Genomic DNA, 14,532 nt, shown 5'->3' with positions numbered 1-14,532 from the left:
GGGGCCGTCACCGCCGGCCCGCGTCGGGGAGTGGTGGGCCCCGTGACTGGCTCCCGTTCAGATGTACAGAAGGGCATCACGTCCGACAGGATGTGCGCAGGCAATGCCGAGGAGCCTCCGCATAAGGGGAAGCAGATGAGTCAGAACCAGCCGGGTCCGTACGGGCAGCAGCCGCCGCAGGGCCCGCCGCCCGGGCAGCCCGGGCCGTACGGGGTGCCGCCGCAGGGTCCGCCGCCCGGCGGTCCGAATCCGTACGCGCAGCCGGGGGCGCCCGGCGCCTCGGGCTCGCCTGGTTACGGCTATCCGCAGACGCCGGGCCAGCCGGCCCAGCCGGGGCCTCCCGCACCGCCGCCCGGCGGCTACGGGCAGCAGCCGCCGCAGCAGCCGGGACCCTACGGCCAGCCCCAGCAGCCCGGTGACTTCGGGCAGCAGCAGCCCGGCCAGTCCTTTCCCGGACAGCAGCCGCCGGGGCAGCCCCCCTACGGCGAGCCGGCCTCCTACGGTCAGCCGGCCGGTGGCGGTGGCGGGCGGAAGCGGACCGGCCTGATCGCGGTGGCCGTCGTGGCGGCGCTCGCCGTGATCGGCGGCGGCGTCTACTTCCTGACCAGCGACGACGGCAGCGGCAACGGGCCGAGCTCCGACGACGGCAGCCGCTTCACGGTGTCGCTGCCGGACGCCAGCGGGGACTTCACGCGGGTGCCCGGCGAGAGCGGCGTCGACCTCCCCGACGAGGAGGAGCAGGCCGAGATGGGCATCGAGAACATGGAGGGCGAGAACGGCGCCTACGCGGACTTCGACGCCACGGCGGAGATTCCCGACCCGGACGGCACCTACCTGATGGTGGGCGCCCTCTGGGGCGAGGTGCCCGACCCCACGGCCGTCGTCGACGGCATGTTCGGCCTGGCCGCGTCCGAGGCGTCGGCCGACGAGTCGGCGCAGATGGAGCTGGTCGGCAGCCCGGAGAGCTTCTCCGACGACGAGGTGGTGCTCAAGTGCCAGCTGGTCCGCGGCACCGAGCCCGATGCGACCCTGGGCTACGTCATCGAGGCACCGGTCTGCATCTGGGCCGACTTCAGCACCGTCGGTCTGATGGTCTACCAGGGGATGCCGGGCCTGCCCGCGGACTTCGACCCGAACTCCGAGGAGATCCCGGAGATGACGGCGCCGGAGACGATGTCGCTCGACGCGGCGGCCGAGATCGCCAGGCAGTTGCGGCTCGACTCGCTGCAGTCGGCCGAGGGCGGCGCCGAGACCGAGGGTGGCGCCGAGACCGAGGGCTGACCGCGGGGCGGAGCACGACGAGGGCGGGGCCCGACACCGGATGCCGGTGTCGGGCCCCGCCCCTTCGTCCGGGTGGTGCTCAGGCCGTCTTCTCGTGCGGGGGCACCGAGCCGCGCTGCTTGGCCAGCCGGGAACGCGGGACCAGGGTCGGGTTGACGTTCGACCGCACCACGTCCTCGGTGATCACGACCTGGCCGACGTCGGGCCGGGACGGCACCTCGTACATCACCGACATCAGCACCTCCTCGATGATCGCGCGCAGCGCCCGGGCGCCGGTACCGCGCAGGATCGCCTGGTCGGCGATGGCCTCCAGCGCCGGCAGCGTGAACTCCAGCTCGACGCCGTCGATCTCGAAGAGCCGCTGGTACTGCTTGACCAGGGCGTTCCGCGGCTCGACCAGGATCCGCAGCAGCGCCTCGCGGTCCAGGTTCTGCACGGAGGTGATCACCGGCAGCCGGCCGATGAACTCGGGGATCATGCCGTACTTGACGAGGTCCTCGGGGAGCGCCTCGCGCAGCAGCTCGGCCGAGCCGCGGTCCCGCTTGGAGCGGATGTCGGCGCCGAAGCCGATGCCCCGGGCGCCCGACCTGGCGCGCACGATCTCGTCGAGGCCGGCGAAGGCGCCACCGACGATGAAGAGGACGTTCGACGTGTCGATCTGCAGGAACTCCTGGTGCGGGTGCTTCCGCCCGCCCTGCGGCGGCACCGCGGCGGTGGTGCCCTCCAGGATCTTCAGCAGGGCCTGCTGGACGCCCTCCCCGGAGACGTCCCTGGTGATCGACGGGTTCTCGCTCTTCCGCGCGACCTTGTCGATCTCGTCGATGTAGATGATCCCCTGCTCGGCCTTCTTGATGTCGTAGTCCGCGGCCTGGATCAGCTTGAGCAGGATGTTCTCCACGTCCTCACCGACATAGCCGGCCTCGGTGAGCGCGGTGGCATCGGTGATGGCGAAGGGGACGTTGAGCATCCGGGCCAGCGTCTGGGCGAGCAGGGTCTTGCCCGAGCCGCTGGGGCCGAGCAGCAGGATGTTGGACTTGGAGAGCTCGATGGCCTCGTCACGCGACTGGCCGTCGGCCTCGCTGGCCCGCACCCGCTTGTAGTGGTTGTAGACGGCCACCGAGAGCGCCTTCTTGGCGTCCTCCTGGCCGACCACGTAGCTCTCCAGGAAGTCGAAGATCTCCCGCGGCTTCGGCAGCTCGCCGAGATCGGACTCGGAGGACTCGGCGAGCTCCTCCTCGATGATCTCGTTGCAGAGCTCGATGCACTCGTCGCAGATGTAGACCCCCGGGCCCGCGATGAGCTTCTTCACCTGTTTCTGGCTCTTGCCGCAGAACGAGCACTTGAGCAGATCGCCGCCATCACCGATGCGTGCCACGAGGTGCTTCCCCTTCGCCTGCGCACCGCCGGGGAGACGGCGCGCTCATGCTTGCCTGAAGACGACGGTACCTTGTCGCTCCGGCGGATAGGCCCCCCTTGACGGGAATCCCCCTCGCCGGGGCCTTCCCGCCCAAAGGGGGCGGCCAGTCGTTCGTCTCGGTTGTCGCCTGATGTGTGTTACTGGGTCGTGCGGGGTGGTGCCGGGTGGTGCGATGTGGTGCGGCACGGTCCGGGTGGCCGGGGCTCGGGAGCCGGGCGGCGGCGCTCAGACCGCGGTGGTGGAGCGGGTGGTGACGATCTGGTCCACCAGACCGTAGCTCACGGCCTCCTCGGCGGTGAGGATCTTGTCCCGCTCGATGTCGTCGCTGACCTGCTCGATGGCCGTGTTGGAGTGCTTGGCCAGCATCTGCTCCAGCTGGACGCGCATCCGCTGGACCTCGCGGGCCGCGATCTCCAGGTCGGAGACCTGGCCGCGGCCGGTCTCGCTGTACGGCTGGTGGATCAGGATCCGCGCGTTGGGCAGCGCCATCCGCTTGCCGCGGGTGCCGGCCGCCAGCAGGACCGCGGCGGCGGAGGCCGCCTGGCCCATGCACACCGTCTGGATGTCCGGCTTGACGAACTCCATGGTGTCGTAGATGGCCGTCAGCGCGGTGAAGGAACCGCCCGGGCTGTTGATGTAGATCTGGATGTCGCGGTCCGGGTCCATCGACTCCAGGCAGAGCAGCTGCGCCATCACGTCGTTGGCCGACGCGTCGTCGATCTGCACGCCGAGGAAGATCACCCGCTCCTCGAAGAGCTTGGCGTACGGGTCGTACTCGCGCACGCCCTGCGAGGTGCGCTCGATGAAGCGCGGGACCACGTAGCGGCTCTCGGCGCGGAGTCGGTCGTAGATGCCGGAACCGGGGATGTTGTTCATCGTCTCTCTACCGCCTTGGTGTTGGGCTGCGATCGGGGGCTTGTCTGGCGGCCGCTCACGCGCCCGTGCCGCCGCCGCCCGCGATGTCGGCGGCGCTGGTGATGACCCGGTCGAGCAGGCCGTACTCCTTGGCCTCCTCGGCGCTGAACCAACGGTCCCGGTCGGCGTCCCGCTCCCACTGCTCCTCGCTGACGCCCGAGTGCTGGGCGGACAGCGTCGCCATCTTGCGCTTGGTGCGCAGCAGCTGCTCGGCGTGGATCTTGATGTCCGAGGCGGAGCCGGCCAGGCCGGCCGAGGGCTGGTGGATCAGCACCTCGGCGTTCGGCAGGGCGAAGCGCTTGCCCGCGGCGCCGGCGGTCAGCAGGAACTGCCCCATCGAGGCCGCGAGGCCCATGGCGATGGTGACCACGTCGTTCTTGATGTACTGCATGGTGTCGTAGATCGCCATGCCGGCGGTGATCGAGCCGCCCGGGCTGTTGATGTAGAGGAAGATGTCCTTCTCGGGATCGGCGGCGAGCAGCAGCAGCTGCGCGGTGATCCGGTTGGCGATGTCATCGTCGACCGGCTGCCCCAGGAAGATGATCCGCTCGTCGAGGAGCCGGTTGTAGACCTGATCGCCGAGGCCGCCGTGCGTTGGCTCCGCCATGGCGGAGGGCTTCATGAGCGTCACGTATCCACCTGCTCATTCTCGTAACGGCCAGGCAGGCGCCCGGACCGTCGCTCGACATCTGGGTTGTATCTAGGGACCCTAACGCGCGGTGCTGACGGACCCTTCCCGACCAGGGAACTGTTCGCTGTGAGCGCAGGGTGGCGCACCGGTGCCGTGTTCCGGCAGGGGCCGGGGAGCAGTGGGGGCCGGACGCGAGTCGCGCCCGGCCCCGATCGGGAAGCTCAGTCCCCGGACTTCGTGCCCGCCCCGTCGCCCGAGGTGGTGGCCTCGGACTCGGCCGCCTCGGCCGCCTCGGCGCCGCTCTCGGCGGTCTCGGTGGCGGCCTCCGCGCCCTCCTCGACCTCGTCCTCGTCGAGCCGGACGTCGTTGCCCTCGGTGTCGGTGACGGTGACCGACTCCACGACGGTGGCCAGCGCCTTGCCGCGGCGGACCTCGCCGACCAGCACCTGGACCTGGCCACCCTCGACCACGGCCTTGGCGAACTGGTCGGGGCTCATGCCGGAGGACTGGGAGCGGCGCACCAGGTGCTCCGTCAGCTCGTCCTGGCTGACGTTCAGCTTCTCGACCTTGGCGATCTCGTCCAGCACGAACTGGGTGCGAATGCCCTTCTCCGACTGCTCCTTGAGCTCGGCCTCGTACTCCTCGGCCGTCTTCTCCTGGAGCTTGAGGTAACCGTCGAGGTCCATGCCGAGCTGGGAGAGCTGGTGGTGCTCGAGGTTGTGCTTGCGGGTCTCGATCTCGTCCGCGAGGAGCTTCTGCGGGATCGGGACCTCGACCAGCTCGAGCAGCGCGTCGAGGACCTTCTCCTGGGCCTCGGTGGCCTGCTCGTACTTCTTCTCCTCGACGAGCCGCTCGCGGTGCGAGGCGCGCAGCTCCTCAAGGGTGTCGAACTCGCTGGCGAGCTGGGCGAAGTCGTCGTCGAGCTCGGGCAGTTCGCGGGTGGAGACGGTGGTCACGGTGACCGCGATCTCGGCCTCGCTGCCGGCGGCGGAGCCGCCCTTGAGCTCGCTGGTGAAGGTGGCGGTGCCGCCGGCCTCCAGGCCGGTCACGGCCTCGTCGAGACCGTCGAGCATCTGGCCCGAGCCGATGGTGTAGTCGACGCCGTTGGCCACGCCGTCGGCCAGGACCTCGCCGTCGACCCGGGCCTCCAGGTCGATCTTGACGACGTCGCCGTCGGCGGCGGCGCGCTCGACGACCGTGGTGGAGGCGAAGCGCTCGCGCAGCCGCCCGACGGCCTCGTCCACGTCCTCGTCGGGGACCTCGACGGCGTCCACCGTGACCGCGATGCCCGAGTAGTCGGGGAGCGCGATCTCGGGGCGGATGTCGACCTCGGCGGTGAAGGTCAGCAGCTCGTTGTCGCGAAGCTCGGTGATGTCCACGTCGGGCTGGCCGAGCGGGGTGAGCTCACCCTCGGTGACCGCCTCCGTGTAGAACTTGGGAAGCGCGTCGTTGACGGCCTCCTCCAGGACAGCCCCGCGCCCGAACCGCTGGTCGATGACGCGCGCCGGGATCTTGCCCTTCCGGAAACCGGGCACCTGGACCTGCTGGTTGATCTTCCGGTACGCCGCGTCGAGGCTGGGCTTGAGCTCCTCGAAGGGCACCTCGACTGTGAGCCGAACCCGGGTGGGGTTCAGGGTCTCCACGGCGCTCTTCACGGTAGGTCTCCTTGGGGCTGACATCTGGGGAGGTTGCGAACTTGTCCTGAGCCGATCCCGTGAGGCGGCCCGGTTGCGGACACACCTGGGCCGCACAGGCGACTCATACTACGTGGTCGGGGTGGCCGGATTCGAACCGACGGCCTTCCGCTCCCAAAGCGGACGCGCTACCAAGCTGCGCCACACCCCGCCGCGGTCGTGGCTCACGACGCGACACGTAGCGTACAGCGCCGGCCGCGGGGCACTGCCCCAAGGCCCCCGCACGCTCTTTCGCCCCGGCCCGGGCCGGGCGGTGCGCTGGTACGATGCTGGACGAGCCGCAGCCGGGATCACCGGCGCCCACGGGCGTCGAATCCACGGCCCCTGGCGGCCGAACGCGGGCGTAGCTCAATGGTAGAGCCCTGGTCTTCCAAACCAGCTACGCGGGTTCGATTCCCGTCGCCCGCTCAGCCCGGCCCGGTCCCCTCTGGGGGCCGGGCCTTCGTCATGACCGGCCGTGGCGTCAGTCGCCCGAGCTGTTGATGGAGTCGTCGACGTCGTTGACACCGTTGGTGATCGACGTCAGGAAGTCGTTTATGGGGTCGGCGGCCCCGGTGGAGGCGAGGGAGAAGCCGAAGAGGATCGCCACGATGGCCGGTCCCCACCTTATGGCGCCGCCCCGGATCATGAAGAACATGATCACTCCGAACAGCAGGGCCAGCGAGAATGAGATAACCACAACAGATCACACCTTCGAAAGGTCCGCCTCGCTCCTCGGGGGCTTGACCACGGCCGCCTCGCCCCCGCTGGGTCCATCGTGCCATCAACTCGGCCTCCCGGGGAGGTTGATGGCCATCGCGCCGGCCATGTCACACGATGCGTCAGGTCCCACGGCGCCGACCACGGCACCAAAGTGACCCTGTTACCCATCCGTTAGCGGTCCATGCGTGCCGCGCGACGAATTCACCACAGCCGTCACGGCCGTTCGCCGATTCCCGGCGCCCGCCGCGGAAATCCCTTTGCCGACCGGCGAGTACCCGAACGGTGGCCGATGCGACGGCGGGTGATACGCGCCATTTAAGCGGGTCACATCCCATGATTTCGGGCGCGCGGGGGGCGCCTTCCCGACTACTTCCCGGGATTTCCACCCGACGGTCGCGATTCACCGACGTGATCTTCGAATGGCGTACGGCGTGCCGCCGGGTGAATTTACGGATGCGGCGACGAAGCACTATCGTGCGGACAATGTTGCACGTCCGTAATCAAGACGCCTCCCTGCCCGCGGCCCGGGCCACGGCGGCCGACCCCCCACCGGCGGTCACGGACGGTTCGGCCCAGGTCAAGCCGCGGGACCCCTTCTTCGACAACGCCAAGTACCTGGCGATCGTGCTGGTCGCCGTCGGGCACGCGTGGACCCCACTGCGCGACGACTCGCGCACCGCGTCGGCCCTCTACGACTTCGTCTACGCCTTCCACATGCCGGCGTTCATCCTGATCGCCGGCTACTTCTCGCGCGGCTTCACCGGCCGCCCCGAGCAGCTCAAGCGCCTCATCACCGGCATCGGCATCCCCTACCTGCTGTTCGAGGTCGCCTACATCCTGTTCAAGCGGTGGGGCGACGACGATCCCGACTACCCCTTCAGCCTGCTCGACCCCTACTACGTCACCTGGTTCCTGATCGCGCTCTTCGTCTGGCGGTTGACCGCCCCCATCTGGCGGATCGTCCGCTGGCCGCTGCCGGTCGCGCTGGCCGTCGCGGCGCTCGCCTCCGTCTCGCCGCACCTCGGCGACGACCTCAACATCCAGCGGGTACTCCAGTTCCTCCCCTTCTTCGTGCTCGGCCTGCTGCTACGACCGGCACACTTCGAACTGCTGCGCCACCGGTGGGCGCGGCCCGTGGCGGTCGGGGTGCTCGCGGTCGGTCTGGCCGCGGCGTTCTGGGTGTCGCCCCGGATGGAGCACAACTGGTTGTACCGGACGCACAGCGCGCAGGAGATGGGGTCCGGCGTGTGGGTCGGGGTGGCCGCCAGCCTCTCCCTGTTCGCCGTCGGGCTGCTGCTGACGGCCGCCTTCCTGGCGCTGGTCCCGACCCGCCGCACCTGGTTCACGTCGCTGGGCACCGGCACCATCTACGGCTATCTGCTGCACGGCTTCATCGCCAAGGGCTCGCGCTGGTGGGACTGGTACGCGGTGGACTGGGTCAACTCCCCGGCCGGTCGGGTGCTGGTCACCCTGATCGGCGCCGCCGTGATCACGGTCCTGTGCACCCGCCCGGTGCGGCGGGTCTTCCGCCATCTGGTGGAGCCCTCGATGGACTGGGCGTTCACCCAGGAGGCGCGACGGCCTACGAGCCCCCGGCCGGCTCGCTCCGGCTGACCCGGCCGAGGGCCTGCCTGACGGCTCGCGGCGGATTGGCGAGCGGCGGATGGCTCCCCCAGCTAACGCTGGGAGGTGCCCCCATTCGCTGGCAAGGCGCCGGATCGCAGCTCGTACGTGGTCGTACTCGCGCGATTCGGCAACGCGGCCAGGCGGGATGCCAGGCGTCGCGAGCCCGCCGGGAGTCGTCAGGCAGGCCCCACGTCGACGGCGATGCCGTGGGAGGCGAGGTAGGTGATCGGGTCGACGTCGGTGCCGTAGCCGCGGCCGGCGCGCACCTCGAAGTGCAGGTGCGGGCCGGTGCTGTTGCCGGTGTTGCCCGAGTCGCCGACCCGGGTACCGCCGTCGATCCGCTGGCCGGCGCGGACGGCCAGTTCGGCGAGGTGGGCGTAGAGGACGTAGTGGCCGTCCGCCATCTTCGTGACCACGTGGTTGCCGTACGAGCCGGCGTACTCGGCGAGCACCACGGTGCCGGGGCCGACGGCCCGGATCGGGGTGCCGACCGGGGTGGCGAAGTCCACGCCCGTGTGGTGGCCGGCCGCCCAGCCGCCGGGTTGGGCGTAGACGGCGGTGACCGGGAAGCCGCTGACCGGGCTGGTCCAGCCGTCCACGACGCCGGCGTCCCTGGTGGCCTTCCGCCGCCCGTCGAAGACGGGGAGCGGCCCGAACGCCGGCTCGTAGGGGACGTACACGTCGGCGGCCCGCGACGGGCCGGGGTGCGCCAACGGGCCGGCCGCGCCGGACGGTTGCGGCGACGCCGTGGCGCCGCCCGGCGCCCCCGCGTGGCCGGCGGCGGCGGCCGTCCACGGGCCGACCAGCACCACGGCGCCCAACGCGGCGCCGCCCAGGGCCCGGCGGGCCAGCCGGGTGCGGAGGCTCGGCCTCGGGCGTCGATGTCGTTCGCCGGCGCGGGTCTCCTGACCGGGCGGCCGGCGCGCGGCGTGGCTCGGGGGCGCGGTGGCGGGCCGGGTCGTGGCGCGGCCGGCGGGTCGGCTCGTCGATCGGTTCGCGGGGCGGTTCCGGCGGTCCGCGGGGCGGTTCGTGGATCGGCTCATGGGTCCGAGCCAACGGCAGGGCGCCGGGTCCCGCATCCGCCGGGCCGCGGGCCGCACCGCCGATCGGCGCACAGGCCGGCCCGCCGGGGCCGGCCCATCGGCGCAGTTCAGCGCGGCCTGTCGGAGCGTCAGCGGCGCGTGGTGACATTCCGCCCCGCCGGGTGACCGCCGCGGCGGCCGCCTCCCGGCCCAACCGGCCTACTCGCGGCTGACGATCAGCAGCGCCCGGTCGTCGTTGACGTCCTTGGCGACCGACTCGATCAGGTGCCAGGCGGCGCCGCGGAAGCCGGTCGTCACATAGCGGTCGGCCTCGCCGGTGAGCCGGTCGACGCCCTCGGAGAGGTCGCGGTCGGAGCGCTCCACCAGGCCGTCCGTGAACAGCATCAGCACGTCGCCGCGGCGCAGCGTGCCCTTGGCCGGGTGGAACTCGGCGCCGTCGTAGACGCCGAGCAGCGGGCCCTCGGCCGCGATCTCCTGCCAGCGGCCGGTGCCGGCGTTGAGCTGGACGGCTGGGAGGTGCCCGGCGGACAGCAGCTCGAAGTCGCCGGTGTCCAGGTCGAGCACCAGATGGGCCGAGGTGGCGAAGCCCTCGTCCCAGTTCTGCCGGAGCAGGTAGCCGTTGGCGGCGGGCAGGAAGGCGTGCGGTGGCAGCGAGCCGAGCAGGCCGCCGAAGGCGCCGGAGAGCAGCAGCGAGCGGGAGGCCGCGTCCATGCCCTTGCCCGAGACGTCGGTGAGCACGACCTCCAGGGTGCGCCGGTCGGCGCCGGTGCGGGCGGCGACCACGAAGTCGCCGGAGAACGACTGGCCGCCGGCCGGCCGCAGCGAGACCTCCCGGTGCCAGCCCTTCGGCAGCGGCGGCAGCGCGCCCTGGGCGCGGATACGTTCCCGCAGGTCGAACAGCATGGTGCCGCCGCGCCGCCAGGGCACGCCGACCCGGCTGCGGAACTGGGCTATCAGCAGCCCGGTCAGGGCGACGGCGGCCACCACCAGGATGGTGCCGGGCGTGACCGGGTCGGGGTCGCTGCGGCGGGAGTCCATCAACGCGGTCTCCAGCACCAGCGCGGTGGCGACGACGGCGTAGAGGCCGAGCAGGCTGGCCGGCCGCAGCAGGAGGCCGCCGGCGACCAGAGGCAGGACCAGCGCCTCGGGCGGGCACCATTCCGGCCAGGCCACGGTCGCGAGGCTCAGCAGCGGGACGGTCGCGAGCAGGGCGCCGAAGGCCAACCAGTCCGAGCCGCCGCCCCGGAAGTAGTCGACGGCGGAACGACGCATTCCGACGCGGACGCGGTGGACGGCCTTCTGGGCCCGCTGTCTGCGGGTGCTCCTCGGTGCAGTCTCGCTGCCGCGTGCCATGACCAGGGACCTTATCCACCCGTTCGGTGGCACGTCGAACCTTTGCCAGGTTCGGATACGCGTACGGGACACCTGTGGTGAGGAAATTGTGTCGCCCCGTGGTGACTGCGCTGATAGGGATGGTGATATGACGATTGAGCTGCGCGGTCTTGAGGCCGGGGACTGGGACGCCTGGTACGGCGGCCTCGAATGGGCGTTCGGCGGCGTACCCGACGCTCCCGAGGAACGCGCACTATGGCGAGAACTGACCGAAATCGATCGGTCGGTCGCGGCCTGGGACGGTGACCGGATCGTCGGTTCCTTCGGCGCCTTCTCCTTCCGGATGGCGGTGCCGGGCGGCGCCCTGGTGCCGACGTCCGGCATCACGATGGTGAGCGTGGCCGCCACCCACCGGCGGCGCGGGCTGCTGCGCCGGATGATGCGGTCGGCGCTCGACGACTACCGCGCCGCCGGCGTGCCGCTGGCCGGGCTGACCGCCTCGGAGCCGGCGATCTACGGGCGCTTCGGCTACGGCATGGCCACCCGGATGATGCGGGTGGCCATCGACACCTCCCGGGTCACGGTCGCCGTGCCGGCCGCCGCGGACGGCATCACCTTCCTCGTGGTGGAGCCCGCCGAGGCAGTGGACCGGTGCGAGGCGCTCTACACGCGCCTGGTGCCGCACCGCCCCGGCATGCTGGCGCGGCAACCCGGCTGGGAGAAGGCGCCGCTGCTCGACCCGCCACAGGACCGGGACGGCGCGTCCGAGCTGCGCTGCGTCCTCGCCGAGCGGGACGGGGAGTTGGTGGGGTACGCGCGGTACGCGTTGAAGGTGCGCTGGGAGGCCTCGGTGCCGGACGGCACGGTGGTCGTCCGCGACCTGGAGGCGGCGGAGCCGGCCGCGTACGCCGCGCTGCTGCGTTTCCTCGGCGAGGTCGACCTGACGTCCACCGTGCGGCTCTCGAACCGGCCCGTCGACGACCCGCTGCTGCGGCTCGTCTCCGACGTCCGCCGCTGCGACCCGCGGATCACCGACCGCCTCTACCTCAGGCCGGTCGACGTGGGCGCGGCGCTGGCCGCCAGGACGTACCGGACCGAGGTGGACGTGGTGCTGGCCGTCGAGGACGACTTCTGCCCGTGGAACGGGGGCCGTTGGCGGCTGAGCGGCGGCCCCAAGGGCGCGGTGTGCGAGCCGACCACCGACCCGGCCGACCTGGCGGTGGACGTGCGGGCGCTGGGCGCGTCGTATCTGGGCGACACCACGTTGACGGCGTTGGCCGGGGCGGGGCTGGTGCGGGAGCTGCGGCCCGGGGCGTTGGAGGTGGCGACGACGGCGTTCGGCTCGGCACTGGCCCCCTGGCTGCCGCACGGCTTCTGAGCGGCGGGGTGCCGCCCGCGGGTCGTCCCACGGGCGGCACCCGAGCCGGCGCGTACGCCGGCACGCACGCCGGCACTCAGACCACGGCGAGGGCGTACAGCGAGAACCCCGCCGCCAGCGCCCCGGCCAGCACCCGACGGCCGGTCGAGGCGCCCGTCCACGGCTGCTCGAAGTACCTGGTCACCGAGGCGATACCGGCCAGCAGCACCGCGAAGAGCGGCAGCCACGCCAGCCGCGCCGCCACCCAGCCGAGCGAGGTCGGGTCCGCCGTCAGGCCGGCGACCGCGGCGCCGCCGTTCAGCGCGGCGGCCGGGATCGCGGCGGCCAGCATCGCGCTCTGGTGCCAGCACAGGATCGTCATCGCGGCGAGGTTGATCACCACCACCGGCGCCCACAGCGCGGGCCGTGCCAGCAGCGCCGCCAGCCGCTCCCTGGCCAGCACCGCCACCCCCGACTGCGCGGCGGCCAGCGCCAGCACCAGCAGCGAGGGCGGGTGGGAGTTCGTCCGGGCCTCGCCGGGAACGCCGACCAGGGACGCCGGATAGCCGAAGACGGTGAGCAGCACGGCGAACAGCACCACGCCGCCGCCCAGCAGCAGGCGGGCGGCCGCCCGCCTGGACAGCCGTCCCACGCCCCACACCAGGCCCAGCTGGTAGCCGAACAGCCAGCCGGGCAGCAGGTTCAGCAGCGCCAGCCAGGACGGCATCGCGTCCGCGAACGGCCCGTAGCGCAGGGCGTCCACCACGGCCACCGACTGCAGCGGCGGCAGCGCCGACCACAGCCCCGCCCGCTCCGCGGCACGCAGCGCGTACGGGGTGAGCGCGGTGATCGCCGCGTAGACGCCGACGAACCACAGCGGCTGCACGACCAGCACGGACGCCGTTCGCAGGGTGGTGCCGGGCACCCCGGCCAGGGACAGCAGCGGCAACAGCGCCGCCCACACGGCCGTCACGCCGAGCACCGGACGCCCGAGGCGCACCAGCCGGCCGCGCAGCCAGGTGCCGGTGCTCGTGCCCCGCTCCGTGGCCCGTCGCAGGGAGTGCGCCGCGGAGTAGCCGCCGACCAGGAAGAAGATGCCGAGCAGTTGGAACAGCCAGCTGGCCGGGGCCAGCGCGCCGAGGGCTGCCAGCGGGCTGGCGTTGTGCAGGGCGCCCTCGTCGTTCAGGGTGAAGCCGCCGACCAGCCAGTGCCCGGCCGGGACCGACAGCAGGGCCAGCGCCCGCAGCCCGTCGACGGCGCGGTCCCGGTGGGCGGGCGTGCGGGCCTCGATGGCGGTGGCGAAGGCGCGGAGATCAGCGGGCAGTGGCATCGGAGCACTCCGGGGAGTTCGGGGCGCAGCTGATCAGCTCGTAGGCGCCCAGGGTGATGGCGGAGAGGTTGCGCAGCGCGTCGGTGCCCGGCTCGCCGTAGCCGCCGTGGCCCTCGACGTCGTCGGAGGTGACGACGCGGGCGCCGTACGCGGGGTCGGTGGGGTCCGTGCCGTGGCCGAGGCCCAGCACCTGGACGTTGGGGATGGCGCTGATCCAGTCGTCGGGGCCGCGGGTGGCCCACACCCGGGCGTCGGTGCCCAGGGCGTCCGCGGTGCCGGCCCGGGTGCCCGGGCTGCCCAGGAGGACGAGGTCGCCGGCGGCGAACCCGTCGCGGGCGGCGAGGCCGCAGACGACCGAGCCGTAGCTGTGGCACAGCACGGTGGGCGGAGCGGTGCGGGGGGCGGTGCGGGCGAGGCCGTCGAGGAACCGTGCGAGGCGCGGGGCGCCGGCCCCGGCGAGCCGGTCGGTGGCGACGTCGGGGCCGACGCCGTCGGGGGTGGTGTAGCCGACCCAGGCGACGGTGGCGGCCGGCACGCCGGGGGCGTCCTCGGTCAGCTCGTCGTGGAGGCTCCGGGCCCAGGAGACGGGGGTGCCGTGCGTCGCGAGGTCGTTGTCCATGCCGGGTACGAGGACGGCGGTGCGTTCGGCGGCCACCAGGTCGCCGAACACCTCGACGAAGGTGCCCCGGCCGCGCGGGTCGAAGGCCAGCAGTTGGCGGCCCTCGTCGAGCGGCGTGCCGTGGAAGTCCTGCCAGGCGCGGGCGTTCGCCTCGTACCGCAGCTCGACGGGGGCGCCGTCGAGGTTGCCGACGGTGAGCGGGTGCCGGGCGGCGAGGTCCTGCCGCTGTGCCGGGCCGAGGCCGGCGAAGAACGCGGCCACCTCGGCGGGGGACGCGTCCCCCGGATCGGGGAGGGTGACGCCGAGGCTGTCGTCGGCCCGCCACTCCTCGGCGCCGGGCGGCGGCCCGCTGACGATCGTGGTGTGCGGCCCGAACGTCCACCCGCCGGTGGCGGTGGCCGCGGTCAGCGCGAGCGCGACGGTGGCCAGCACCCGCTTGAGTCGACGGCGCGGCATGGCGGTCCTCCCCTCGGGGCCGCCGAGGGGATCGGCGGCCGTTCGGGGAGGAGAGTGCGGCGGGGAATCACGTCACCGCGTCACCCGACGGAGCCATTCCGGATGTCATACCGGGGTAGGGGGTGGGGG

At 72.4% G+C, this 14,532-nt stretch carries 12 protein-coding genes and 2 tRNA genes; 4 read left to right on the top strand and 10 right to left on the bottom strand.

All coding sequences use genetic code 11. The annotated features are described in order from the left end of the window. The first annotated feature begins 135 nt into the window (after positions 1–135). Positions 136–1,281: a hypothetical protein gene (locus tag E1283_RS01290; protein ID WP_132815634.1), complete on the top strand. Its 1,146-nt coding sequence runs from the start codon at positions 136–138 to the stop codon at positions 1,279–1,281. A gap of 79 nt (positions 1,282–1,360) precedes the next feature. On the opposite strand, the gene clpX is transcribed toward E1283_RS01290, so the two are convergent. The 5 genes from clpX to E1283_RS01265 form a co-directional block, all read right to left on the bottom strand. Continuing rightward, complete coding sequence (clpX, locus tag E1283_RS01285; RefSeq protein ID WP_132815632.1) at positions 1,361–2,656, bottom strand: ATP-dependent Clp protease ATP-binding subunit ClpX; 1,296 nt, start codon at positions 2,654–2,656, stop codon at positions 1,361–1,363. Between the two features lie 267 nt (positions 2,657–2,923). Further along, positions 2,924–3,574 (bottom strand): ATP-dependent Clp protease proteolytic subunit, encoded by a 651-nt coding sequence (locus E1283_RS01280; protein WP_132815630.1) that lies wholly within the window; start codon positions 3,572–3,574, stop codon positions 2,924–2,926. Positions 3,575–3,629: 55 nt separating this feature from the next. Beyond that, entirely contained in the window at positions 3,630–4,244 is a 615-nt protein-coding gene (locus E1283_RS01275; RefSeq protein WP_165955969.1) for an ATP-dependent Clp protease proteolytic subunit, read from the bottom strand. A 221-nt stretch (positions 4,245–4,465) separates the two neighbouring features. Further along, positions 4,466–5,899 (bottom strand): trigger factor, encoded by a 1,434-nt coding sequence (tig, locus tag E1283_RS01270; protein WP_132815628.1) that lies wholly within the window; start codon positions 5,897–5,899, stop codon positions 4,466–4,468. 113 nt (positions 5,900–6,012) lie between these two features. Next, a tRNA-Pro gene (locus E1283_RS01265) sits at positions 6,013–6,089 on the bottom strand. Between the two features lie 186 nt (positions 6,090–6,275). On the opposite strand from E1283_RS01265, the gene E1283_RS01260 reads away from it, so the two are divergent. Continuing rightward, positions 6,276–6,346 (top strand) — tRNA-Gly (locus E1283_RS01260). Between the two features lie 55 nt (positions 6,347–6,401). Here the strand turns inward: E1283_RS01260 and E1283_RS01255 are convergent. Next, positions 6,402–6,617, bottom strand: coding sequence for a hypothetical protein (locus tag E1283_RS01255; protein ID WP_132815626.1), 216 nt, complete (start codon positions 6,615–6,617; stop codon positions 6,402–6,404). 506 nt (positions 6,618–7,123) lie between these two features. On the opposite strand from E1283_RS01255, the gene E1283_RS01250 reads away from it, so the two are divergent. Further along, positions 7,124–8,254: an acyltransferase family protein gene (locus E1283_RS01250; RefSeq protein ID WP_132815624.1), complete on the top strand. Its 1,131-nt coding sequence runs from the start codon at positions 7,124–7,126 to the stop codon at positions 8,252–8,254. Between the two features lie 188 nt (positions 8,255–8,442). Here the strand turns inward: E1283_RS01250 and E1283_RS01245 are convergent, their stop codons facing one another. Together E1283_RS01245 and E1283_RS01240 are read right to left on the bottom strand one after the other, a co-directional pair. Beyond that, positions 8,443–9,309: a M23 family metallopeptidase gene (locus E1283_RS01245; protein ID WP_132815622.1), complete on the bottom strand. Its 867-nt coding sequence runs from the start codon at positions 9,307–9,309 to the stop codon at positions 8,443–8,445. Positions 9,310–9,507: 198 nt separating this feature from the next. Continuing rightward, positions 9,508–10,662: a PP2C family protein-serine/threonine phosphatase gene (locus tag E1283_RS01240; protein WP_132815620.1), complete on the bottom strand. Its 1,155-nt coding sequence runs from the start codon at positions 10,660–10,662 to the stop codon at positions 9,508–9,510. Positions 10,663–10,789: 127 nt separating this feature from the next. Here E1283_RS01240 and E1283_RS01235 point away from each other — a divergent pair, with 127 nt between their 5' ends. After that, the gene (locus tag E1283_RS01235) at positions 10,790–12,019 is read left to right on the top strand and encodes a GNAT family N-acetyltransferase (RefSeq protein WP_132815618.1); all 1,230 of its coding nucleotides are present in this window, start codon (positions 10,790–10,792) and stop codon (positions 12,017–12,019) included. A gap of 76 nt (positions 12,020–12,095) precedes the next feature. Here E1283_RS01235 and E1283_RS01230 read toward each other — a convergent pair whose 3' ends face one another. Beyond that, the gene (locus tag E1283_RS01230) at positions 12,096–13,328 is read right to left on the bottom strand and encodes an acyltransferase family protein (RefSeq protein ID WP_132815616.1); all 1,233 of its coding nucleotides are present in this window, start codon (positions 13,326–13,328) and stop codon (positions 12,096–12,098) included. Further along, positions 13,312–14,403 (bottom strand): alpha/beta hydrolase, encoded by a 1,092-nt coding sequence (locus E1283_RS01225; RefSeq protein WP_132815614.1) that lies wholly within the window; start codon positions 14,401–14,403, stop codon positions 13,312–13,314. The genes E1283_RS01230 and E1283_RS01225 overlap by 17 nt, the downstream gene beginning before the upstream one ends. Between the last annotated feature and the right edge of the window lie 129 nt (positions 14,404–14,532).

This window comes from Streptomyces hainanensis, from assembly GCF_004348415.1.
Lineage (GTDB): Bacteria > Actinomycetota > Actinomycetes > Streptomycetales > Streptomycetaceae > Streptomyces > Streptomyces hainanensis.
The sequence above is the reverse complement of the archived record's forward strand: the minus strand, read 5'-3'. Positions and strand labels throughout refer to the sequence as shown.